Below are 21,082 nucleotides of genomic sequence, written 5' to 3'. Positions count from 1 at the left end.
GATTAAAGTTTTGCTTTATCTTTTTGGCTGAAAAATATGTTGAAAGAAGTATTTGTGATGTAAGTTATCTACAATTTTATTTGCTTGATATGTGCGATGTTGTTCGAGTCGAAGTCTTTGCTCCATCATTTTTATTGCGTGATCAGATAAACGTAACATAATACATATCTCCTTTTCTATAAATATAGGTGACTATTTGATATCGATCCCATATTTATAATTAAGGAGGCAAAATGTGTAACATAGGCAAAAAGCACCTTCCTCTCCCATTACGCTTACGAGGTTAGCTGTCGGACTCGGGAAGTGAGAGTTTCCCTACTTAAAAAAAGATTCGCCCCAAGTAGCATAGCTACAAAATTGGTTCCCCCGCTCCAAAATTTGGACTCAGCAAAAGGTATTATAAGGTAAAAGGTAACATAAATAAAACGATTAGTCAAATTATTTTATTTTTTCTGTTTTTTTTTAGTTGTGTAAGTACTATTCCATCAGGTAGTTCGGTGTATGTTACTTCAAGGAAGCCGTGTTTTTTATATAATGCGATAGCAGGGGTATTTGCTTTACCTGTTTGTACAATGTATGTCATAGAAGAAGGGAACATGTTAAATATATAAATTAGGAGTTTCGTCGCAATTCCTTTTTGAAAAAAATCGGGCGATACAACTAACCTGTGGATATCAATTAGTTTTTCTTCTTGTACAAAAGAAATAAAGCCGACAAGTTTATTTTCAGAAAAATATCCATAGAATGTTTCAACGCAACTTTGAATATCGTTTACAGTATCATATAAACGGGGTATGGCAGTACTATTTAAGTAGTCCCCTTCAACTTTATAGGCTGGAATTTGAACTTGTAAAATGGATGTTGCTACTTCAAAAGAAGTGGAATTTAACTTAAGAATCATAGATAATGAAGCCTCCTTTGAATATGGTATATTAATATAATTGCTTTATGGGTGAGTTTGACAATATTTTTCTTTTTTGCATATAATATATGTATCTCCATATGTAAAATAGTAGTAAATATATTTCTATAGTGAAATATGATTAGCAATGATAAATACATATGTTTGTATTGAATCATACAAACTATAATAGAAATGGAGGACTAAAAATGGGATGGATTATCACATTAATAGTTGGTGCTATTATAGGTGCAATTGCTAGTTCTATAACGGGTAAAAATTTCCCAGGTGGTATGTTCGGAAATATTATCGCAGGTTTATTAGGTGCTTCGTTAGGTGGTAGATTATTTGGATCCTTTGGGCCATCATTTGGTGGGATTCATGTCGTGCCGGCATTATTAGGTGCAATCGTGTTAATTCTTATTGTATCATTTGTAGTGAAAGCTGCAAGGAAATAGAGATATAGATTATGATGAAGAGCCCTGAATAAGGGCTTTTCATCATTCGAAGAGGTGGTTTCATTGGAGAAAATAAATATAAGAAAAAGAGATAAGTTAAGAAAGTTTTTTAGAGAACAAAATTATTTGGCGGTATTGCTTGGATTTGCGTTATTGTTTATTAATATTTTATTACTAACAAAAATATCATTTGTTTTTACACCGTTTATCGTATTTTTAAAAACAATTTTCTTCCCAGTACTATTGGCAGGCGTGCTATTCTATATTTTGCATCCATTCGTTTCACTTTTAGAAAAGAAAGGTGTTTCAAGAATCGTATCGATAGCCTCAATATACTTAATAGTAATCGGATTATTTGTGTTTTTAGTTGTAACTGTTATCCCTATTATTAAAGATCAAATTGATGCATTAATTGATAACTTACCGTACTTTGGCCATGAGATTGAACAAGCAGCGCGTAGATTCGGGGAAAGTAATTTACTTGGTAAAATTCAGGAGAATTTAAATATTAATGTTGCGAATATGGTAAAAGACTATACAGTTGATTTTACAAAGTCATTATCATCAGTAACTGGGAATGTAACTGGATTCTTGAGTACTGTTACAGAGGTTGTTTTAACATTTGTAATGGTTCCATTTATATTGTTCTATCTTTTAAAAGATGGCGAACAATTGCCGAATCACTTCTTAAAATTCATTTCAGAACAAAGACAACCAGCAGCAATGAGAATACTAGATGATATGCACTATGCGATTAGCTCGTATATTAGAGGGCAAATTATCGTGAGCTTGTTTATCGGTATTATGCTATTAATCGGTTATCTTATTATCGGTATTAAATATGCGGTACTACTTGCGATTTTAGCGATGATTGTAAATATCGTTCCGTACGTAGGACCAATTATTGCTATTACACCAGCGTTAATTATCGCATTTATTGACTCGCCAGCAATGGTGTTAAAAGTAATCATTGTTATGATGGTTGTACAATTAGCAGAAGGTAAATTTATTTCTCCTCAAGTAATGGGGAAAAAGCTAGATATTCACCCAATTACAATCATATTTATCATTTTAACTGCCGGAAACTTATTCGGGATTATGGGCATTATTTTAGCCATTCCAGGATACGCGATATTAAAAGTGTTAGTTACGCACGGTTATAGATTTATTAAGTTGAATACGTGAAAAAAGAGCTAAAACAGTGGGAACTGTTTTAGCTCTTTTTTATTAACAATTCATTTGCATATTGGCGCGCCCATTGATCCGCTTCTAATATAGCATCTAGTGAAAGGTCTTTTACGTTATGATGAGCTTCAACTGTTTTGTAAATTGTTTTTTCAATATCGAAAAAGACAATTTCATTTTTTAAGAATCGTGCATTCGCAATTTCATTTGCTGCATTTAATACAGCGGGAGTAGTACCACCGATTTTGCCACATTCATATGCGTATTGTAGACAAGGGAACTTCTCTAAATCTGGTTTTTCAAAATGTAAACTACTGATTTCTAATAAATTTAATTTTTTATAGGAAGAAGGTAGCCGAGTAGGATAGTGAAACGCATATTGAATAGGCATTCTCATATCAGGAGCACCGAGCTGTGCCATAACTGATCCATCAATAAATTCTACTAAAGAATGAATGATGCTTTCTTTATGAATCATTACATCAATTTTTTCATACGGAATATCAAATAGCCATCTCGCTTCCATTACTTCGAATCCTTTATTCATTAATGTGGCAGAATCAATCGTTAGTTTTGCGCCCATTAACCAGTTTGGATGTTTTAAAGCGTCCTTAGCTTGTAACGTTTGCATTTCTTCACGTGTTTTATCACGAAAAGCACCACCGGAAGCTGTTACAATTAACTTCTCAATCTCTTTATTATTTTCTCCGTTTAAACATTGGAAAATAGCTGAATGCTCACTATCTACTGGAATTAAGCGACATCCGTTTTGTTTCGCTAGTTCAGTTACGATATGTCCAGCTGCAACTAAAGTTTCTTTATTAGCAATAGCGATATCTTTCTTCGCTTTTAATGCTTCAATTGTTGGGAGTAATCCTGAAACACCGACAACAGAACTTAATACAAGATTTGAATCAGGGTGAGTAGCTACTGCAATTAAGCCATCAGTCCCGTGTGTGATTTTTGTATTTGCTGAAATACGCGTACGAAGCGTGTCTGCTAAGTCTTTTGTCGCAACGCTTACAATACGAGGTTGAAACGTTTTGATTTGTTGCTCAAGAAGATCAATGTTATAATTTGCGGTTAAACCGACGATTTTGAAATGTTCAGGATGAGCTGAAATAACATCTAATGCAGATGTGCCGATGGATCCTGTGGAACCTAAAATGGATATATATTTTACCATGAAAAAACCTCCAAAGTTGTTTTGAATATTTCTGCAAACCTATATAAGATTAGACAATTGAAGTGGAAATTCCTGCTATATAAAATAGAAAATTCGGGTTTGTTTGGAAGTGGAATGTGATAAACTGTAAAAAAATAACGAAAAAGCAATGAAAGAGAAGAGTACATATTCGAAACTTTTCAGAGAGCTGATATGTGGTGAGAATCAGTAAGGGATGAATATGGAATGGGCTTTGGAGCTTCTAACTGAAATGAGTAGGTAAAGACGGTTACTTCACGTTAAGAAGTTGAAGTGAGCTATAATGATAGCTAATTAAGGTGGTACCGCGGGAGTTTCTCGTCCTTTTTAAGGATGAGAGGCTCTTTTTATTTTGAGAAAGGAGGAGTTAGTGTGAGTGAAAAAATAATGTTAACAGGAATTAAGCCGACAGGTTATCCGCATTTAGGAAATTATATTGGCGCGATTAAACCTGCATTACAAATGTTAAAGAATAATGAAGGAAAAGCATTGTACTTTATAGCTGATTATCATGCATTAAATGCTGTGCATGATTCAGAAAAGTTCAGCAGTTATACGAAAGAGGTAGCAGCTACTTGGTTATCGCTTGGACTTGGGGAAGATGTTATTTTTTATAGACAAACAGAAGTGCCGGAGATTCTAGAATTAGCTTGGATATTAGCTTGCTTAACTCCGAAAGGACTTATGAACCGTGCTCATGCGTATAAAGCGAAGGTGGAGCAAAATAAAGAAGCGGGTTTAGAGATAGATGCAGGAGTGAATATGGGATTATATACGTATCCGATCTTAATGGCGGCGGATATATTACTATTTCAAGCTACTCATGTACCAGTTGGGAAAGATCAAATTCAGCATATTGAAATTGCACGTGATATTGCGACGTATTTTAAGCATACATTCGGCACGACATTTACACTTCCGGAGTATGTCATACAAGAAGAAGGAGCAATATTACTAGGACTTGATGGAAGAAAGATGAGTAAAAGTTACGGGAATGTAATCCCATTATTTGCAGAGAAAGAAAAACTACGAAAGTTAATATTTAAAATCAAAACAGATTCTTCACTTCCGAATGAACCGAAAGAACTAGAAACGTTATTTATAATTTATAAAGAATTTGCGACAGAGGCTGAAATACAGTCGATCCGTGAAAAATATGAGACTGGAATCGGATGGGGTGATGTGAAAAAAGAGTTGTTTCGCGTTGTAGATCGTGAGTTAGCTGGACCTCGTGAGAAATACGCTAGGTATATGAATGAGCCAAATTTATTATACGAAGCGTTAGAAAAAGGTGCTGAGCGGGCAAGAGAAATCGCGAAGGTAAATTTAGCTGAAATTAAAAAACGGATTGGATTTGAGAGGGGGCGCTGAGCGTTCCCTTGTTTATCTATATAATATTCTTCATATTGATATGTAGAGCAAGGAATTCGCACTTCTTTTCAAAACTTATTAGTTGCATATGTTAAAAAGTATGCTAATATAGGGTTACTTATTAAATGTGTTTAATAAGTATAATTTAAGTCACTTATTAAAGAAGTTTAATAAGTGGATCTCATTCAATAAAAAAGGAGATGAATGTATGAAAACGGAGAAAGAAAAGATGGTGGCAGGAGAAATGTATATGCCAGATGATGAAGAGTTAGTAGCTGATAGAACTGAAGCAAAACGTTTAACACGCCTTTATAATGAGGCGATGGAGATAGGAGATGAAAAACGTTTTACGTTATTAAATCAGCTTTTAGGTTCTTCAGCTGATGGGAAAGCCCAAATTAATCCTGATTTTCGTTGTGATTATGGCTACAATATCCATGTTGGAAAGAGCTTTTTCGCAAATTTTAATTGTGTGATTTTGGACGTTTGTGAAGTGCGAATCGGTGATAATTGTATGTTTGCACCAGGTGTTCACATTTATACTGCTACGCATCCGTTGCATCCGGTAGAGCGGAACTCTGGTAAAGAATATGGAAAGCCAGTAAAGGTAGGTAACAATGTTTGGGTTGGCGGGGGAGCTATTATTAACCCTGGTATTTCAATTGGAGACAACGCTGTAATTGCTTCAGGGGCAGTTGTGACAAAAGATGTACCTCATAATGTAGTAGTTGGTGGTAATCCAGCTAAAGTTATTAAAACGATAGAAGAATAAAGGGCGTTTTCAACAGTTCGTAAATTATCGTATAGACAATGTGAAAGGTGTTTCATATGGAGAAATATAGTGCGGACAATCATAAAAAGAGATTACTTGCCTCTCGAAATGCTCTTTTTCTCTTATTTGCTTTGCCAGGTGTGGCATTTGCTACATGGATTTCAAGAACAGCAACTACTCGAGATATGTTAGCAGTGTCAAATGCAGAAATGGGCTGGATTTTGTTCGGACTATCTGTTGGTTCAATAATTGGTTTACTGAGTGCAAGCCGCTTCATTGACTGTAAGGGAGCTAGAGACGTTATTATAGGCAGTATGTTTTTTATGATTGTTGGATTGATTTGTTTAGGTATAAATATTTATTTTGTTTCTAGTATGGGGGCTTTTAGTAGCTTACTAGTATTTGGAGTAGGCTACGGATTGGCGGAAGTCGCATTGAATGTAGAAGGTTCTTCTATTGAGCAGAAATTAGGAACAACTCTTCTTCCGAAATTCCATGGCTTTTTTAGTGTAGGAACTTTAGTAGGCGCGCTCAGTGGTTCTGTCGCAGCGTCGCTTCACATCCCGATTCTGTATCAGTTTCTTGTGATTTCGGTCATATTTCTATTACTTGTATGTATGGTGTATCGTTTTCTTCCGCATGGAACAGGAAAGAAGGAGAAATCGCGGAACAAAAGGAGAGAGAAGCGTACTTCCTTACGTATGGAAAAAAAGGTGCTTTTAATTGGTCTTTTTGTGCTTGGAATGGCATTTGCAGAAGGTAGTGCAAATGATTGGCTACCTATCGTGATGGTAGATGGACATGAGCAAAGTATAGTGGCAGGTTCTATTATGTACGCAATTTTTGTATTAGCAATGACGTTAACTCGTATGTGTAGCAGCTATTTCCTTGATCGATTCGGTCGTGTCGCTGTCGTACGTGCCACTATTATGATGGCGATTCTAGGAATTTCAATCGTAATATTTGGGAGTAATTCGTATTTTCTAGCATTTGGTGTAGTACTGTGGGGGATTGGTGCAGCGCTAGGTTTCCCAATTGGTCTGTCAGCTGCTGGAGATGACCGTGAAAATGCGACTTCTAATGTTGCTGCAGTTTCTATCATTGGTTATACAGCCTTTTTAGTCGGACCACCATTTTTAGGGATACTTGGGGAAGCATTCGGAATACGTAATGCCTTGCTAGCGGTTTTATTATTTGTTCTTTTGTCTGGAATTGTATCGTCTATTACAAGAGAGAATACACCGAGCTAAATAAGGATTGCATGCAGCGGAAATATATCATCTCTATTGCTTTAGAAAATGATGTATGATATATTGTCAACGCAACTTATTAAAAGTGTTTAATAAGTATGTTGATTAAGGTGGTGAGCGATTTGAGTGAACAATTTGTTACTCAAAAATCAATTAAAGAGACGATCCTTCGCGGCATTCGTACGGCTCTTCTAGAGCAAGGAAGTGCGACGAAAGTTGAACTTAGTAATACATTAGAAATTAGTTTTCCAACGATAAGTAAATTTATAGAAAATATGAAACAAGATGGTGAAGTCACTTTAGTCGGTTTAGATGATTCAAGTGGCGGAAGAAGAGCGAAACGATATGCGTATAATCCAGAATATATGTTAGGATTAGCGATATTTTTAGAAAAAAATGAGACGAATTATACAATTTTTAACTGTTTAGGGGAAGTAAAAGAACAAGGGAGTACTTCAAGTGCATTAATTGATGCGGGACTAAGCGTATTAACAGAACATATAGAAAGTCTTATAGCTATGTTTCCAAAAATAAGTTCTATATCAATTGGTGTCCCTGGTGCGGTCGATAATGGGCGTATTTTCTATATTCCTGGATATGAAAAGTTTCAAAATTTTAATTTGAAAAGTCACTTTGAGGAACTGTTTTCTATACCAGTAGTAATAGAAAACGATATGAATGCTGCAGTGCTCGGGTATCATAAAAACACGAGGAATAATGACAATTCCTCTCTTGTATATTTGTATTCAGGTCAAAATGGCCCAGGTGCGGGGATTATGGTAAATGGAGATGTCGTACGCGGAAGTACATTTTTCTCAGGAGAGATATCTTTCGTTCCGCAGTATGATAATAAAAATTTCTTACAAGCTTTGAGAAGTGGGGATTCGCATAATTCAGAGGAATATAATATAGATGCTATTACTCGTTTAATAGCTACATGTATAGCTATTATTAACCCTCATACGTTTATCTTCTGTGATGATGAAGTGAATCAATTTGTAATAGATCAAATTGTAAAAAGTTGTCCGCAGTACATTCCGGCAGAACATATTCCGAAAATAACAGTGAGCAACTGGAAAGAAGATTATTTATATGGGTTAAAAAGCCTTGGACTTGATCTTATGATTACGAGAACAAATAAAGAAAATTAAATGTACTGGCAATGAAGCATCCAATTGCCAGTTGAATAACATAAAAGAAAAGGTGTCGATTATGAAAATTGAACATGTAGCAATTTGGGTGAATGATTTAGAAGGAATGTGTGATTTCTATAAACAGTACTTCGGTGGTGAAGAAAATAGCTTATATCACAATCCGAAAAAGCAGTTTGAATCTTATTTCATAACTTTTGAAGGTGGTGCGCGTCTAGAACTTATGAGACAAGTAGGGATAGACGATAAAATAAAAACACAAACAGTAGGATATGCGCATATTGCTTTTTCTGTAGGTAATAAAGAAAAGGTGAACGAATTAACTCATACATTAAGAGAAGCAGGGTACCCTGTGTTAAACGGCCCACGAACTACAGGGGATGGTTACTATGAAAGTGTAGTAAGTGATCCTGAAGGGAATCAGATTGAGATAACAATCTAACATTATATTTACTAATAAAAAATAAAATTTTATTGTTCCCCCAAATGTTTACGAGAAACCTATTATTTCTGCAGAAAGGGGGACATAACATTGAGTGAAATCATTTTTATTTTCTGTATATATCCATTGCTTATTTGTATTTTTTCAATAGCTGTGACATATAAAGTAGGTACATTTTACGCGATGCCAATTGTAACATTTCTTATTTTTCTTATGTTAAGTGTTACAGTGCACGATCCAGCATTTTTCTTTTGGGTTGGCATGTATACTATTCTTTCATTTATTGTTTCTTATATAACTATCCTTTTTATAAAGGGATATAAAGTTGTAGAAAGAGAGCGTTAATATCATTTTGGGGAAATAGGGATTTACGGTGAACGATAACAACCTCATTTCACGTTGTAATGACGGGAAATGAGGTTGTTTTATTTATATTTTTAATTAGAGTGATGAAAATCGCGAAGAATCCCCTCAATGACTGGATGAAGAGTACTAGGTAACTCATCAAACGGAAAGAAACGTAATTCTTTTGACTCAGTTTTATCACATATAAGCTCCCCGTGAAATTCGCGGCAAATATAAACAACGAGTACACCATGTACTTGATCGCCGTTTGGATAGATTTGAAAGAAATCTGGCCCTGAGTATGTACGGAATAGTTCTGGATTTTTAATAATAAGTCCAGTTTCTTCAAATACTTCTCGTTTTAAAGCACCTTCTAACGTTTCGTTATATTCTAAGGCACCCCCAATAATGCCCCATCGGTTAAAATCTGTCCGAAGCTGCAGTAATACTTCATCTTTTTCATTTAATATAATGGCATGTGATCCTATTAAAATAAGTGGATGATTTCCTACTAGATTTCTCATGTCTTCAATGTAGCCCATATTTTTGCTCCTTGTATTTAATAATAGTTAGGGAGTTCTTTTAACATTCTTTCTGTTTTACGCGCTGTAAAAGCTAAGTTATGGTCATCTTTCGTTCTGAAAAATAATGTGCGTAAAAAGGTTTTAATGTTGGCGCATAAAATACAATACTCATTAAGTGAAAGGCGTTTTCTAATTTGAGGAAGCCTTTTTATTTTTTTATGAATAATAGAAATTAACTCGTTTTGAGGAAAATCATGATACAGCATTGCTAGTAATGGAGTAACAATGCGTTCATCTTCATTATTATGAAAAAGGTCAGATGGAATAAAAATTTTATTTAATAAACAATGAATTAATTCTTCGTACCATTCAAAGGTCGTATACGTATTATGAACAATTTCGGTGAAAGCATCAGATACGTGAGCAAGACAATGAGCCCATCCTTTGTTTTCAATATAGCCTCGAAAATCCGTTTCTAAGTTTGTATATGTAATGAGTTTATTTTTTATTTCTTCGATATCCTCCTCTGTACAAAAGTAGTGCGAATTAGCGAATTGGAGTATTAACGCAATTAACGAAACAGTGTAAGAACGTGTGAAAACCCCATCTGTATGTGGGGAGTAAATGTCACAATATAAATACTCATCACTTAAACAAGTTTGCAGAAGTAATTTCAGCTGATCGTCCATAAGGAATTCATGATGAATGAAATGCGCAAAACATTTATATATAAGTTGGTAACGAACGTAGCTATCAGTCGTTCCGATATACTGAAGCATGTTCAAAGTTAACTCATTTACGTCTATATGCTGTAGTTGCGTATAGTCATTTTGTTGTATAAGCTCTAACTGTTGTTGCAATGCTGTAATATCCACTGGAGAACCTCCTCCGCACTTTAAAGATGCGATCTTTTCTAGTATTCTATATATTCAAGGACAATCCTGCTCATGCAAGGAGAACGATTAGAAATTCGAGTATGATATAGATGAGGGAAGAATATGACGACGATAGAACAGTTAGAAAAACATTTTAAAATAAGAAGAAGTGCTTCTTCTATTATGATAAAAGAAAATAATGCAGAGATTTTTACAGAAGAGCAATTAGAGGAAATGATGCAATATTGCGTTGCTGAAGCTAAAAAAGGTGAATTAGAAAAACTACATTTTGAAATTTCTTCAAAAAGCCCAAATTATGATGTGTATAAAAAATGTTTTGAAACGTATTCATTTGAATATGTTACGGAAAGCATGATTGTATTTAAAGATATATACGGAGTAGAAGATATAGAAAGTGAAGTTGATTTTAAGTTAATTGAAGAAGTAGGGGAAGAGGCTTTTTATTCACTGTGGAATGAAGCGACGGGAGAACCAGTCGTTCATGATCAATTTGTGCATATGATGCTACAAGAAATTGGTGAGCAATGGAAAGAACATTGCTTAACAGCGAATGTCGATGAAAAGCCGATAGGAATTGTAATCCCGCATATTGAAAGAGGTACGTTAGAAGAAGGGAAACTTATGTACTTCGCAGTTACTCCAAATATGCGTAATAAGGGATATGAAGCTGCATTATTTGCAGGTGCGTTGTTTGTCTTAAAGGAAATAGGTGCATCTTATTATATTGGTGAGACAAATATACAAAATGAATGGATGAAGGATGTTTTTGAAAAGAATGGATGTCAGCTGCTAAGTTGTACTGAGCGGTATGTGAGGGTGTTTTAGGAGGATGAATGGTCTATATTCTCGAACTCGTATAGCGGGAGGGGACTATTTATTCGCACCCTGATCGCGGGACAGTTGTATATAAAGATTTAGGTGATGAACAAATTGCATATGTCTTTCGAGGGAATCCGTGTACAACTTATGAACAAGTAAAAGAACTTTTTGCCTCTTTGTAAGATAAAAAGAAAAATGAGAACGACAAAATAGATATTCCTATAATACAATAAAGAAAGATTCGATTATATGAGAAAGCGTTGGTGAAAGAATGGAGCAGCAAAGAAATTGGCTACAAGCAACTGTAGAAAGAATTGAAGATAATACGTTACAAATAAAGTGGGAAAATAATATAGAAGAAGTTCGTATTTATTGGAGTACTTCACCAGATCATATTGAAGAAAATGGAGAACTACTTGCAACGGTAAATGGAGAATTATCATATACAATTGAAAACCCGAGTGAAAATGAACGTCCATATTTTAGATTAGTAGGAAGTAATGGACAAGCAGTAACAGTAGCCGAGCGTAGATTGCCATTACAAGGTGCGTTTAACTTCCGTGATATGGGAGGATATGAAACGACTGAAGGCCGTAAAGTAAAATGGGGCAAATTATATCGTTCTGAAGAATTAGCAGGGCTAACTGAATGGGATATTGCCTATTTGCAAAAGTCTGGCTTAAAGTTAATTTGCGATTATCGTACAGACTTTGAAGTGAAGCATAAGCCGAATCCAGAAATTACGGGTGCTCGTCAAGTGTGCTTACCAGTTATGCAAGACTTAGCGAAAGACTTAAATATAAATGAATTTTTCCAAGTTGGTGACCTTTCTATGTTAGGAAAACCAGGTGAATATCTTGTGAAAATGAACCAAGGTTTCGTAAGTGGTAACGAGGCATTCGTGAGCTTCTTAAACTTAGCGCAAAACCCGGAAAACTTACCGTTAGTAAACCACTGTACAGCTGGAAAAGATCGTACTGGATTTGGTTCAGCATTATTACTACTTTTACTAGGTGTACCAGAAAAAACAGTAATGGAAGACTACTTACTAAGTAACGGATTTCGTGAAAAGCTAAATGAAAAAATGATGGCCTTTTTAGGTGCGAAATTACAAAACGATGAGAGCAGAGCGATATTAGGTGCAATGTTTGAAGCACGTGCTGAATACTTGCAAGCTGCGATTGGTGAAATTCAAAAGCAATACGGATCAGTTGAAGCATACGCTGAAAGGGCTCTTGGCTTTACGAAAGAGTCGTTAGAGGAAATGAAAGAGTTATTGCTGGAAGATAAGTAAGAAGAAGGGAGGCTGGTTTTAATTAGCCTCCTTTTCTTATTGTTGTTATAATTAAGCTATGAGAATATAGGAGTTGAGGAAAACATCATGAAATACAAAGTTATATTATTCGACGTAGATGATACATTATTAGATTTCCCTGAAACGGAAAGACACGCATTACATAATGCGTTTGTACAGTTTGGTATGCCTACAGGGTATAATGATTATCTTGCAAGTTATAAAGAGATTAGTAATGGATTATGGAGAGATTTAGAAAATAAAATGATTACGCTAAGTGAATTAGCAGTAGATCGATTTAGACAATTATTTGCACTTCATAATATAAACGTAGATGCGCAGCAATTTAGTGATGTATATCTTGAAAACTTAGGGAAAGAAGTACACCTTATAGAAGGCGCAGTACAATTATGTGAAAATCTACAAGATTGCAAGTTAGGTATTATTACGAATGGATATACGAAGGTGCAACAATCAAGAATCGGAAATTCACCTTTATGTAATTTCTTTGATCACATTATTATTTCTGAAGAAGTTGGTCATCAAAAACCAGCGCGTGAGATTTTTGATTATGCATTTGAGAAATTTGGAATTACGGATAAATCAAGTGTACTAATGGTCGGAGATTCGCTAACTTCTGATATGAAAGGCGGAGAAGACTTCGGCATTGATACGTGTTGGTATAATCCGAGTTTGAAAGAGAATAAGACGAGTGTTAATCCGACTTATGAAGTGGAGAGTCTGCTACAAATTTTAGAAATTGTAGAAGTGGCTGAAGAAAAGGTAGCTTCATTTTAATTGTGCTGATATTTGTCGAAAAATCGATATATTTGAAAAATCGTTGATATATTGTAAGTTGTGATAGATATATTGAAAAAATCGTTGATATATTGTAAGTTGCGATAGATATATTTGAAAAATCGTTGATATATTGTAAGTTGCGATAGATATATTTGAAAAATCGCTCATATAAGTTCATATACTAAGATATAGAACAAAAAATAACGCTACTATACAAGGTCATTCACGTGTTATAATGCGTGAATTAAATATACGTATATAAATAGTTTCTCAGAGTGATGCGATGTCATGTATGATTAGTGTAACAACTAGAGGTGAATGAAGGATGTTAACGTTTTTATTTGAGTTAGACAAGGTTATTCCGCAGACGAATGAGCCACGGTATGTTGCTTATACAAATGGTTTTATCGAAGGGGATTTAACAATCTGTATGGATGACAGAGTATTTTTTCAAAAGTCACGTATGAAGGTTGCAGAGCTGGGCATTTATTTAGGTCAGTGGATGGAACAAGTTCAACACGGGCAAAACGTGCCTATGAAATATGAAACGGCTGACCGTGAAGAGGTAATTCTTGGTTTCTTCTATAAAGAGGATCATAATCAATGGAATGTTTCTTCCAGCTGGCAAGAATTTGAACTTCAAGAGCGTATAGCTACTACAACATTAATAGAGAGTGTTCAACGCTATTTGTATGAGCTAAATAAAGAACTGCGCATGATAGAATATCCTGTGACGTTTGATCAGTACTTAAGAGGAGAGCGAATGATGCAGCTTTCTTACAAACGACCGTGTGATAGCAAAGCAGATACGACGCCGGTAGAGGTTTATAATGGAAGCGAGCAAGTAGGCGTAGTACGGGGCTATTATAAAAATACGCTGATGAGAGTGCTGGATTTTATTCCGAAAATTGGTAGTAATATCATTTATGAAATAAAGGATAGTAAGGGCAATATTCGCATCATTGCAAAGGATGTAAGTAGGCAGCGCCAAAGAAAGATTTTAGTAACGTACATCGATAATAATGATGCAGAGCATGAAATACTTGTATGTGACGGAAAGTTATTGGATGCAAATTTCATATTTACCTTTACATATAAGGCAGAAGAATATGTTGTTCATAAAACTTCATTTGGAATGGGGAAATTATTACGAAAAGGCTATGTAATTGCAGATTGGAATATTCGTCTTGAGGAAGATACGTATTACATCGAGATGAATGCATATGCTGGAGATTACATGGAGGATCAATACTTACTATTAGGCGTATTTCATGCGGTTTTATATGGATAATCAATGAGAAATACCGTCATTCTTCTTGGAAAGAATGACGGTATTTTTTTATGTGATTCTGGTGACAGGACGCCTTTAATCAATCCTCAAAAATAAAAATCTCATCAATTGTACTATGTAGTGCCTTCGCTATATCGTGAGCAAGTTGTAAGGAAGGATTGTATTTACCTTTTTCGAGATGACTAATTGTTTCACGGCGTACACCAACTTGCTTCGCTAAATCTTCTTGTGTCATGTTCAATTTTGCGCGGTATTCTTTTATCTTCGTTACGAACGCCATGGTGCATCTTCCATTTCATCAACAGGTTTATCATAAAAGAACATAGAAAAACCGAACGTAATAATGAGTGTGCCGAAAATAAGAGCGATATCAATTTCTTGTAGCGCCGGGTTTGGAAATAACATTTCAATAAATATAATGATAGCGGTAGTTAGTAATGTAACGATAAATGCATTGCGACACGATTTATTGACAATTTGTTCAAACAGTTCATCGTGTTGAACTGTTCTATACGATGTGAAAAAGGAGAAGAAACAGAACATAGTAAACAATCCTTTTTCATAAAAAAATCCGAGGAAACCGAAGAAACCGAGAAATCCTAAATATTTTATCCAAGTTGTTTTCATGATAGGTCCTCCTTACGTTGTTAGAAATAAGTCACGTTATGTTACAAATATATCACAATTGGATAGGAATGGTAATAATAGTTTTCCAGTTTGCTTCATAATAATAGTAAAAAGAGGAAATATGCTGCGAAATAAAGAGGATAATATTGTAAAATGGTTGTAAGGAGGGGGAGGAAGAAATGCCAACTTGGATCATGATCGTTGTATTACTTGTAGTGATTACTGTCATTGCGACGGTGTTAATTGGGCGGAATGGTGATGCAAATTATAGCAAAGCGACAAAGGGGAATATTAAACGATTAACAATGATTTATATTATACTAGCTGTCGTTTTAGTTGTTGGATTAGGGGTGTATATTTATTTTAAAGGTTAAATAAACTGAAAAATGTAAAAATCTTAAAATAGAAGTATGCTATAATATCAATATAGTTATTTGGTAATTAAGGAAAGGATTGGATGGAATGATTGAAATTACGAATGTGTCAAAAAGTTATAATGGGTCTACCTATGCAGTAAAAGATTTAAGTTTATCTGTACCTAGCGGCGAAATCTTTGGATTTTTAGGACCGAATGGTGCGGGTAAATCCACGACAATTAAGATGATTACTGGCATTCACGGGGTGGACAAAGGGACGATTACGATTAACGGAAAAAATATTATGGAAGAGCCGATGGAAGCGAAGAAGACGTTTGGTTATGTGCCGGATAGCCCAGATATGTTTTTACGTTTAAAAGGAATTGAATATTTAAACTTTATGGCTGATATGTATGAAGTGCCGAAAGAAGTAAGACAAGAACGAATAGAGTCTTTAGCGAAGAAGTTTGATCTTTATAATGCATTATCTGATCAAATTCAAAGTTATTCGCACGGTATGAGACAAAAAATCGTTATTATTGGTGTGCTCGTGCATGAACCAGATGTATGGATTTTAGATGAACCGTTAACAGGGCTTGATCCGAAATCTGCATATATTTTAAAAGAAATGATGAGAGAACATGCGGATAAAGGAAAGATTGTATTTTTCTCTACACACGTATTAGAAGTAGCGGAAAAAATATGTGACCGGGTTGCTATTATTAATAAGGGGAATTTGCAGTTTAAAGGAAATTTAGATGAAATGAGAGATCATTTTAAATCCAATGAATCACTTGAAAAAATGTTCTTGGAGATGACGGGCAATGAGTAAAATTTGGACGTTAACGAAGGTACTATTAAAGTTAAATTACGCAGATTTTATAGCAGATAAGAAGAAGCGATGGGCGTATTTATTTTCATTTGCAGCTATTTTATTTGTTGGATTTTTAATATTTGGTTCGATGACGCACGGAATGTATGAAGGTCTGAAACAATTAGGGCAAGGGCCGGGAATGATTATTGCAATGGGACTTGCGATTGCGAGTATATGGGTATTTTTAATGAGTATAACGAACATTTTAACTGTATTTTACTACAGCAATGATATTGAAATGTTACTGCCGTTACCATTAAAACCAGCGCAAATTATTTCGGCAAAATTTTTAACGGTATTAATTACACAATACGTAATGAGTTCATTCATTTTATTACCAATCTTCATTACGTACGGTTTAAAAAGTGGCGCATTTATTACATATTACATATATATGATTTTTATTTACTTACTCTTCCCAATCGTGCCGTTAGTATTAGCTTCGTTACTGATGACAATTATTATGAGGTATACAAATATAGCGAAAAATAAAGATCGAGGAAATATATTTATTGGAATCGTAAGTATATTATTTATTGTAGGAATTAACGTATTTATGCAGTGGAGAAATAAAAGTGCGTTTTCTGGAGATGGGGCTGCGGAATACCTTGTAAATAATCAATCTTCTCTTTTAGTACAAATGACAAATTATTTTCCAACTACATATTTTGGAGCAGTGGCATTAGTAGAAAATGCAAATTGGAAGGGACCTTTATATGTAATAATCTTTGCAGTTATTTCATTTGTCTTCTTTGTGTTGTTTTATTACATAGCAGAGCGTACATATTTAAAAGGGGTTATTGGACTTTCAACGAGTACAGCAAAGAAACAAGTTATTTCGGCGGAAGGTTTACAGAAATCAACAGTACAAAGTTCGCATTTAAAAGCGTATGTGAAAAAAGAATTTAAAACGTTATTCCGTACACCACAATTTTTCTTAAATTGCATTGTACAAACTTTCGTTATGCCAATTATGTTGTTCTTTATTTTATTTGTGCAAGATGGAAATTTAAAGTTTATTACAGAGTATATTAACAATCCAAAGACAACAGGATTTGCAATTGGTGTTGGTCTTTGTGCATCGTTATTTTTAATGGGTAGTAACGTCATTGCAACAACGTCATTTTCGCGAGATGGAAGCTCTTGGTTTGTGAATCGTTATTTACCAGTAAAGGCTTCGGATATCTTTTTTGCGAAAGCAATCACTGCTTGGTTAATTAATGTGATCATTTTAGCAGTATTCGGTATTACGATGGCAGTTGTAGCTCGGATTTCTCCAGTCTTTATGATACTGTGGTTTTTACTAAGTGCGAACGGGTTGTTATTAATTAATTTAATCGGAACACGCTGGGACGCGCAAACTGCAGATATTCATTGGGATACAGAGCAGAAATTATTTAAGAGCCGATATACCACTTTGTGGAATTTTTTAGTTAATATTTTAATAGCTTTAATTATTGTGGGGGGAGTAAGTGTATTATACTTCTTCCTTCATGTCGGACTGTGGGTTATGTTTATCGTTTTATTTGTAATGTTTACGATTGTAAATTATATCTTTATTAAAATGTTAAAATTAGGTGCTGAACGTATACTGTCAAATATTCAATAAGAAGATAGATCCTCTGTATTCATGCAGGGGATCTGTGTATAGATGGAGGAGAAAAAGGTGAAGAAAATAGCAATTGTAACAGGGGCAACTCGTCTGAATGGAATTGGTGCAGCTGTATGCAAGGTGCTTGCTCAAAAGGGGATAGACATTTTTTTCACGTACTGGCCAAAGTATGATAAAGCGATGCCATGGGGAATGAGTGATCAAGAACCCTTTTTGCTGAAAAAGGAAATTGAAAGTTACGATGTTCGATGTGAAATGGCAGAAATCAATTTATCGCAGTCTTATTCGCCAAATCGTTTGTTTTATATGGTATCAGAACGGTTAGGTGATCCATCTATTCTAGTTAATAATGCAGTATATTCTACTCATACGAGAATTGAGGAATTAGATGTAGAGCAGTTGGATAAACATTATACAGTTAATATTCGGGCTACTATGCTATTAAGTTCATTGTTTATAAAACATTATTCACTTAAAACGGGCGGGAGTATTATTAATCTTACTTCAGGACAGTCAGTAGGTCCAATGCCAGATGAACTAGCATATGCAGCAACGAAAGGGGCAATTGAAGCATTTACAAAGTCAGTAGCACCAGTAGCGATGGAGAAGGGGATTACTGTTAATGCCGTTGATCCAGGACCAACAAATACAGGGTGGATTACAGAGGAATTAAAACATTATTTAGTATGGAAATTCCCGCAAGGTAGAGTTGGAGAAACAATGGATGCTGCGCGCTTAATTTCTTTTTTAGTAAGTGAAGAAGCGAAATGGGTTACTGGGCAAGTTATTCACTCGAATGGTGGTTATTCATAAAAATATTATGTTAACAAATGTTGAGAAACAAAAAACGAAAGGAAATTTTATTTTTTTGTATAAATAAAATGTCAAGAAAGATAAAAATTTGATAGAAGAGTATATCGTCATATAAAGATAGTAATTCTTAATGTGACAATATACTCTTTTTCTTTTACTTACGAGCAGAAAAATGAAGTAGAAGAAACTCGAATATTAAAATGAGTTTATCAGTTTTTGTCCGTATTATTATGAAGATTACTGTCGGAAAGATGGTAATTCGTATGAAAAGGGATTTTTTAAGGGGAAATCGAATCGTAAAGGGGAGGATAAATAAAGTAAACATAGGGGGATTTATATGAAAATGAAAAAGGTCGCTATCGCATCGATAACAATTGGTACAATGCTTACTATGGCAGCTTGTAGTCCATCAGCAGATAAAGAGGCAGAAAAGAAAGAGCAAGTAACAGCGCAAAATGAAGGAGAAGCAAAAACGACAAGTGCAGATGAAGCGTCCAAAACAACGAAAGATACTGAAAAAGAAACAAATACTTCTTCAAATGAAAAAACAGATAAAGATGCAAAAAATACGAAAGAATCATCAGGAACAGAAAGTAACGGCAAAACGTCAACTCAAAATGAGAATGTGAAAACAAAAGAAAAAGAAACGACAGGAAAAACGAATGACCAAACGACTAGCGGGAAAACAGCAGATCAAAGCACAAGTACAAGCTCAAACACAAACAATAACGAAAAGACAACGAAAGATCCGAAGAAAAGTGTTGCTGTGAAAACGAACGTTAAAGAAGTTGTGGCATTAATTGATAGCTTGGACAAGCAGTTAGCTGCTAATCCAAAATTGGAAACAGTGAATAAGCTTGGCAAACAAATTAATGAAAAGTGGGACGTGATTGAAAAAGAGCTAGAAGCATCACATCCGACGGATTCTAAAACAATCGGTCAAAGTATGTATCCGTTAATTGTAGGAGCGGAGAAAGAAAAAATCGATATTAATAAAATGAAATCATTAACGACGAAAACGAAAAAAGATTTAAATCAGTTATTGACGAAACTTTCATAGTTTCAAAAGCCTACTCGTGTGAGTAGGCCTTTTTTAGGTTGTTGTAATGTGCACAGTATAACTTATTTATTATCATTTTCAATTACGATGCGAAAGGAACTGAATGCTTGTTGACTGATATAATCTTCTTCGCTAACTTTAAAAGGAAATGGAAAAGCAACGAGTTGAAAATTACTTTCCTGATCCACTGAAGGCAATGTGAAATTAAAGATTTGTCTTGTTTCAGGTGCAACCTTAGTATAAACGACTTTTCTATTGTTAAATATTTCAACTTGTTTCCAATCTTTAAAAGCTACGATTGCGTAAGTCATTTCATCATTCGTTTCATTACCGTTTGATAGGGTTAATTGCTTGCCTTCCTTTTCAAAGAAGACAGTTTGTAAGTTCTCTTCACGGTTCGTAACAAATAATGGTTCGTAAAGACCATCTTTTAAAATAGCATCTGGATCTATAAGGGAGAGTTTTATTTTTTCGTTTTCTTTCTGAAAAGGATGCATTGAATATCGCATACTTAGAATATCTTCTAAAATTGCTGCTTTATTTAAGTTATTATCTTTTAATTTGTATTCAGGTTTTTTAATTATTAAAAAGGTTAATTCATTTCCATTAGGAGAGGTGTGTAAAGAGATTTTCGTAGTAATTGAACTGTTTGGTTTCATATCAAAAAAATAGTGTGATATTTCATTAGTAGTATCTTCTATTCTAAAAGGTTTTTGTTCGTAATCTTCTAGAACAATTAATCCATATTTTCGGTTTTCATTAATAGTATGTACGAATGATAATGTTACATTAATTTTATTATCCTCACTAGTAATTGTACTGCCATTGTTGATATGTTGGCCTTGATTATCCTTCAATCCGTAAGAAATAGTATTGGTTTGTTGCTCTCGTTTATTTTCTATGGAAAGAGGATGAGGTTGTATGATTGAAGTATTGAACAAAATATAAATTGTAAGTAATGAAATAAGTAAAACACCGCTAATAATATATATTTGTTTCATAAATAGCACCTCAATATATGTAAAGTATTAGAGAA

The 21,082-nt window shown here is 34.5% G+C and carries 25 protein-coding genes, 1 riboswitch and 1 other annotated feature; of the genes, 17 read left to right on the top strand and 8 right to left on the bottom strand.

Annotated elements, in window-relative coordinates:
* Positions 1-15 precede the first annotated feature (15 nt).
* Positions 16-159, bottom strand: coding sequence for a hypothetical protein (locus tag CN409_RS31680; protein ID WP_000945244.1), 144 nt, complete (start codon positions 157-159; stop codon positions 16-18).
* 97 nt (positions 160-256) lie between these two features.
* A riboswitch (cyclic di-AMP (ydaO/yuaA leader) is annotated at positions 257-400 on the bottom strand.
* Between the two features lie 33 nt (positions 401-433).
* Positions 434-901: a GNAT family N-acetyltransferase gene (locus tag CN409_RS02380; RefSeq protein WP_016098737.1), complete on the bottom strand. Its 468-nt coding sequence runs from the start codon at positions 899-901 to the stop codon at positions 434-436.
* A gap of 209 nt (positions 902-1,110) precedes the next feature.
* On the opposite strand from CN409_RS02380, the gene CN409_RS02375 reads away from it, so the two are divergent.
* Positions 1,111-1,359, top strand: coding sequence for a GlsB/YeaQ/YmgE family stress response membrane protein (locus CN409_RS02375; RefSeq protein WP_000539733.1), 249 nt, complete (start codon positions 1,111-1,113; stop codon positions 1,357-1,359).
* A 63-nt stretch (positions 1,360-1,422) separates the two neighbouring features.
* Positions 1,423-2,544: an AI-2E family transporter gene (locus tag CN409_RS02370; protein WP_140153343.1), complete on the top strand. Its 1,122-nt coding sequence runs from the start codon at positions 1,423-1,425 to the stop codon at positions 2,542-2,544.
* A 28-nt stretch (positions 2,545-2,572) separates the two neighbouring features.
* Here CN409_RS02370 and CN409_RS02365 read toward each other — a convergent pair whose 3' ends face one another.
* A complete protein-coding gene (locus CN409_RS02365; protein WP_000241772.1) occupies positions 2,573-3,730 on the bottom strand; it encodes a 1-deoxy-D-xylulose-5-phosphate reductoisomerase in 1,158 nt (385 codons plus the stop codon).
* Between the two features lie 139 nt (positions 3,731-3,869).
* Positions 3,870-4,077 (top strand) — a binding site (T-box leader).
* Positions 4,078-4,120: 43 nt separating this feature from the next.
* Here CN409_RS02365 and CN409_RS02360 point away from each other — a divergent pair.
* The 6 genes from CN409_RS02360 to CN409_RS02335 all read left to right on the top strand — a co-directional run bounded on the left by CN409_RS02360 (position 4,121) and on the right by CN409_RS02335 (position 9,079).
* Positions 4,121-5,119, top strand: coding sequence for a tryptophan--tRNA ligase (locus tag CN409_RS02360; RefSeq protein WP_017763422.1), 999 nt, complete (start codon positions 4,121-4,123; stop codon positions 5,117-5,119).
* A 208-nt stretch (positions 5,120-5,327) separates the two neighbouring features.
* Positions 5,328-5,891 (top strand): maltose acetyltransferase domain-containing protein, encoded by a 564-nt coding sequence (locus CN409_RS02355; RefSeq protein WP_000845634.1) that lies wholly within the window; start codon positions 5,328-5,330, stop codon positions 5,889-5,891.
* Between the two features lie 56 nt (positions 5,892-5,947).
* The gene (locus CN409_RS02350; RefSeq protein ID WP_000417593.1) at positions 5,948-7,141 is read left to right on the top strand and encodes an MFS transporter; all 1,194 of its coding nucleotides are present in this window, start codon (positions 5,948-5,950) and stop codon (positions 7,139-7,141) included.
* A gap of 122 nt (positions 7,142-7,263) precedes the next feature.
* Positions 7,264-8,292 carry an ROK family transcriptional regulator gene (locus tag CN409_RS02345; protein WP_000003031.1) on the top strand — a complete coding sequence of 343 codons (1,029 nt, stop codon included), beginning with the start codon at positions 7,264-7,266 and terminating at the stop codon, positions 8,290-8,292.
* A 61-nt stretch (positions 8,293-8,353) separates the two neighbouring features.
* A complete protein-coding gene (locus CN409_RS02340; RefSeq protein ID WP_000687550.1) occupies positions 8,354-8,734 on the top strand; it encodes a VOC family protein in 381 nt (126 codons plus the stop codon).
* A gap of 90 nt (positions 8,735-8,824) precedes the next feature.
* Positions 8,825-9,079 (top strand): YbeF family protein, encoded by a 255-nt coding sequence (locus CN409_RS02335; RefSeq protein WP_001289513.1) that lies wholly within the window; start codon positions 8,825-8,827, stop codon positions 9,077-9,079.
* Positions 9,080-9,171: 92 nt separating this feature from the next.
* On the opposite strand, the gene CN409_RS02330 is transcribed toward CN409_RS02335, so the two are convergent.
* Together CN409_RS02330 and CN409_RS02325 are read right to left on the bottom strand one after the other, a co-directional pair.
* On the bottom strand, positions 9,172-9,621 hold the full coding sequence (locus CN409_RS02330; RefSeq protein ID WP_000540466.1) for an NUDIX hydrolase: 450 nt from the start codon (positions 9,619-9,621) through the stop codon (positions 9,172-9,174).
* Between the two features lie 17 nt (positions 9,622-9,638).
* The gene (locus tag CN409_RS02325; protein WP_000355454.1) at positions 9,639-10,478 is read right to left on the bottom strand and encodes a DUF2785 domain-containing protein; all 840 of its coding nucleotides are present in this window, start codon (positions 10,476-10,478) and stop codon (positions 9,639-9,641) included.
* A gap of 123 nt (positions 10,479-10,601) precedes the next feature.
* Between CN409_RS02325 and CN409_RS02320 the strand changes: the two genes are divergently transcribed.
* The 4 genes from CN409_RS02320 to CN409_RS02295 all read left to right on the top strand — a co-directional run bounded on the left by CN409_RS02320 (position 10,602) and on the right by CN409_RS02295 (position 14,704).
* The gene (locus tag CN409_RS02320; RefSeq protein ID WP_086396917.1) at positions 10,602-11,324 is read left to right on the top strand and encodes a GNAT family N-acetyltransferase; all 723 of its coding nucleotides are present in this window, start codon (positions 10,602-10,604) and stop codon (positions 11,322-11,324) included.
* Between the two features lie 265 nt (positions 11,325-11,589).
* Entirely contained in the window at positions 11,590-12,612 is a 1,023-nt protein-coding gene (locus tag CN409_RS02310; RefSeq protein ID WP_017763419.1) for a tyrosine-protein phosphatase, read from the top strand.
* Between the two features lie 87 nt (positions 12,613-12,699).
* The gene (locus tag CN409_RS02305; RefSeq protein WP_000875913.1) at positions 12,700-13,410 is read left to right on the top strand and encodes a YjjG family noncanonical pyrimidine nucleotidase; all 711 of its coding nucleotides are present in this window, start codon (positions 12,700-12,702) and stop codon (positions 13,408-13,410) included.
* A 328-nt stretch (positions 13,411-13,738) separates the two neighbouring features.
* Entirely contained in the window at positions 13,739-14,704 is a 966-nt protein-coding gene (locus CN409_RS02295) for a tubby C-terminal domain-like protein (RefSeq protein WP_063675549.1), read from the top strand.
* Between the two features lie 79 nt (positions 14,705-14,783).
* Here the strand turns inward: CN409_RS02295 and CN409_RS02290 are convergent, their stop codons facing one another.
* Positions 14,784-14,984, bottom strand: a complete 201-nt coding sequence (locus CN409_RS02290) for a helix-turn-helix transcriptional regulator (RefSeq protein ID WP_063675548.1) — start codon at positions 14,982-14,984, stop codon at positions 14,784-14,786.
* Positions 14,972-15,331 (bottom strand): DUF3796 domain-containing protein, encoded by a 360-nt coding sequence (locus CN409_RS02285; RefSeq protein WP_000859207.1) that lies wholly within the window; start codon positions 15,329-15,331, stop codon positions 14,972-14,974. The genes CN409_RS02290 and CN409_RS02285 overlap by 13 nt, the downstream gene beginning before the upstream one ends.
* A 179-nt stretch (positions 15,332-15,510) precedes the next feature.
* Here CN409_RS02285 and CN409_RS02280 point away from each other — a divergent pair, with 179 nt between their 5' ends.
* The 5 genes from CN409_RS02280 (at position 15,511) to CN409_RS02255 (ending at position 20,046) form a co-directional block, all read left to right on the top strand.
* Positions 15,511-15,705, top strand: coding sequence for a hypothetical protein (locus CN409_RS02280; RefSeq protein ID WP_086396911.1), 195 nt, complete (start codon positions 15,511-15,513; stop codon positions 15,703-15,705).
* Between the two features lie 88 nt (positions 15,706-15,793).
* Positions 15,794-16,519 carry an ABC transporter ATP-binding protein gene (locus CN409_RS02275; RefSeq protein WP_000570204.1) on the top strand — a complete coding sequence of 242 codons (726 nt, stop codon included), beginning with the start codon at positions 15,794-15,796 and terminating at the stop codon, positions 16,517-16,519.
* The gene (locus tag CN409_RS02270; RefSeq protein WP_086390676.1) at positions 16,512-18,170 is read left to right on the top strand and encodes a putative ABC transporter permease subunit; all 1,659 of its coding nucleotides are present in this window, start codon (positions 16,512-16,514) and stop codon (positions 18,168-18,170) included. Before CN409_RS02275 ends, CN409_RS02270 begins: the two co-directional genes overlap by 8 nt.
* A gap of 57 nt (positions 18,171-18,227) precedes the next feature.
* On the top strand, positions 18,228-18,986 hold the full coding sequence (locus tag CN409_RS02265; RefSeq protein WP_002082465.1) for an SDR family oxidoreductase: 759 nt from the start codon (positions 18,228-18,230) through the stop codon (positions 18,984-18,986).
* Between the two features lie 337 nt (positions 18,987-19,323).
* Entirely contained in the window at positions 19,324-20,046 is a 723-nt protein-coding gene (locus CN409_RS02255; protein ID WP_000782525.1) for a hypothetical protein, read from the top strand.
* 62 nt (positions 20,047-20,108) lie between these two features.
* On the opposite strand, the gene CN409_RS02250 is transcribed toward CN409_RS02255, so the two are convergent.
* Positions 20,109-21,047 carry a hypothetical protein gene (locus tag CN409_RS02250; protein ID WP_000810164.1) on the bottom strand — a complete coding sequence of 313 codons (939 nt, stop codon included), beginning with the start codon at positions 21,045-21,047 and terminating at the stop codon, positions 20,109-20,111.
* Positions 21,048-21,082 lie beyond the last annotated feature (35 nt).

The organism is Bacillus sp. AFS012607 (assembly GCF_002558005.1).
Taxonomy (GTDB): Bacteria; Bacillota; Bacilli; order Bacillales; family Bacillaceae_G; genus Bacillus_A; species Bacillus_A thuringiensis_S.
Note: the sequence above shows the minus strand (reverse complement) of the source record. Positions and strands in the feature narration are given on the sequence as shown.

What these genes read in the sequence shown, in the direction of transcription:
- CN409_RS31680 (WP_000945244.1), bottom strand. Translation starts at nt 159, where the DNA reads ATGTTACGTTTATCTGATCACGCAATAAAAATGATGGAGCAAAGACTT.
- CN409_RS02380 (WP_016098737.1), bottom strand. Translation starts at nt 901, where the DNA reads ATGATTCTTAAGTTAAATTCCACTTCTTTTGAAGTAGCAACATCCATT.
- CN409_RS02375 (WP_000539733.1), top strand. Translation starts at nt 1,111, where the DNA reads ATGGGATGGATTATCACATTAATAGTTGGTGCTATTATAGGTGCAATT.
- CN409_RS02365 (WP_000241772.1), bottom strand. Translation starts at nt 3,730, where the DNA reads ATGGTAAAATATATATCCATTTTAGGTTCCACAGGATCCATCGGCACA.
- CN409_RS02355 (WP_000845634.1), top strand. Translation starts at nt 5,328, where the DNA reads ATGAAAACGGAGAAAGAAAAGATGGTGGCAGGAGAAATGTATATGCCA.
- CN409_RS02350 (WP_000417593.1), top strand. Translation starts at nt 5,948, where the DNA reads ATGGAGAAATATAGTGCGGACAATCATAAAAAGAGATTACTTGCCTCT.
- CN409_RS02340 (WP_000687550.1), top strand. Translation starts at nt 8,354, where the DNA reads ATGAAAATTGAACATGTAGCAATTTGGGTGAATGATTTAGAAGGAATG.
- CN409_RS02330 (WP_000540466.1), bottom strand. Translation starts at nt 9,621, where the DNA reads ATGGGCTACATTGAAGACATGAGAAATCTAGTAGGAAATCATCCACTT.
- CN409_RS02320 (WP_086396917.1), top strand. Translation starts at nt 10,602, where the DNA reads ATGACGACGATAGAACAGTTAGAAAAACATTTTAAAATAAGAAGAAGT.
- CN409_RS02310 (WP_017763419.1), top strand. Translation starts at nt 11,590, where the DNA reads ATGGAGCAGCAAAGAAATTGGCTACAAGCAACTGTAGAAAGAATTGAA.
- CN409_RS02305 (WP_000875913.1), top strand. Translation starts at nt 12,700, where the DNA reads ATGAAATACAAAGTTATATTATTCGACGTAGATGATACATTATTAGAT.
- CN409_RS02295 (WP_063675549.1), top strand. Translation starts at nt 13,739, where the DNA reads ATGTTAACGTTTTTATTTGAGTTAGACAAGGTTATTCCGCAGACGAAT.
- CN409_RS02290 (WP_063675548.1), bottom strand. Translation starts at nt 14,984, where the DNA reads ATGGCGTTCGTAACGAAGATAAAAGAATACCGCGCAAAATTGAACATG.
- CN409_RS02285 (WP_000859207.1), bottom strand. Translation starts at nt 15,331, where the DNA reads ATGAAAACAACTTGGATAAAATATTTAGGATTTCTCGGTTTCTTCGGT.
- CN409_RS02280 (WP_086396911.1), top strand. Translation starts at nt 15,511, where the DNA reads ATGCCAACTTGGATCATGATCGTTGTATTACTTGTAGTGATTACTGTC.
- CN409_RS02275 (WP_000570204.1), top strand. Translation starts at nt 15,794, where the DNA reads ATGATTGAAATTACGAATGTGTCAAAAAGTTATAATGGGTCTACCTAT.
- CN409_RS02270 (WP_086390676.1), top strand. Translation starts at nt 16,512, where the DNA reads ATGAGTAAAATTTGGACGTTAACGAAGGTACTATTAAAGTTAAATTAC.
- CN409_RS02255 (WP_000782525.1), top strand. Translation starts at nt 19,324, where the DNA reads ATGAAAATGAAAAAGGTCGCTATCGCATCGATAACAATTGGTACAATG.
- CN409_RS02250 (WP_000810164.1), bottom strand. Translation starts at nt 21,047, where the DNA reads ATGAAACAAATATATATTATTAGCGGTGTTTTACTTATTTCATTACTT.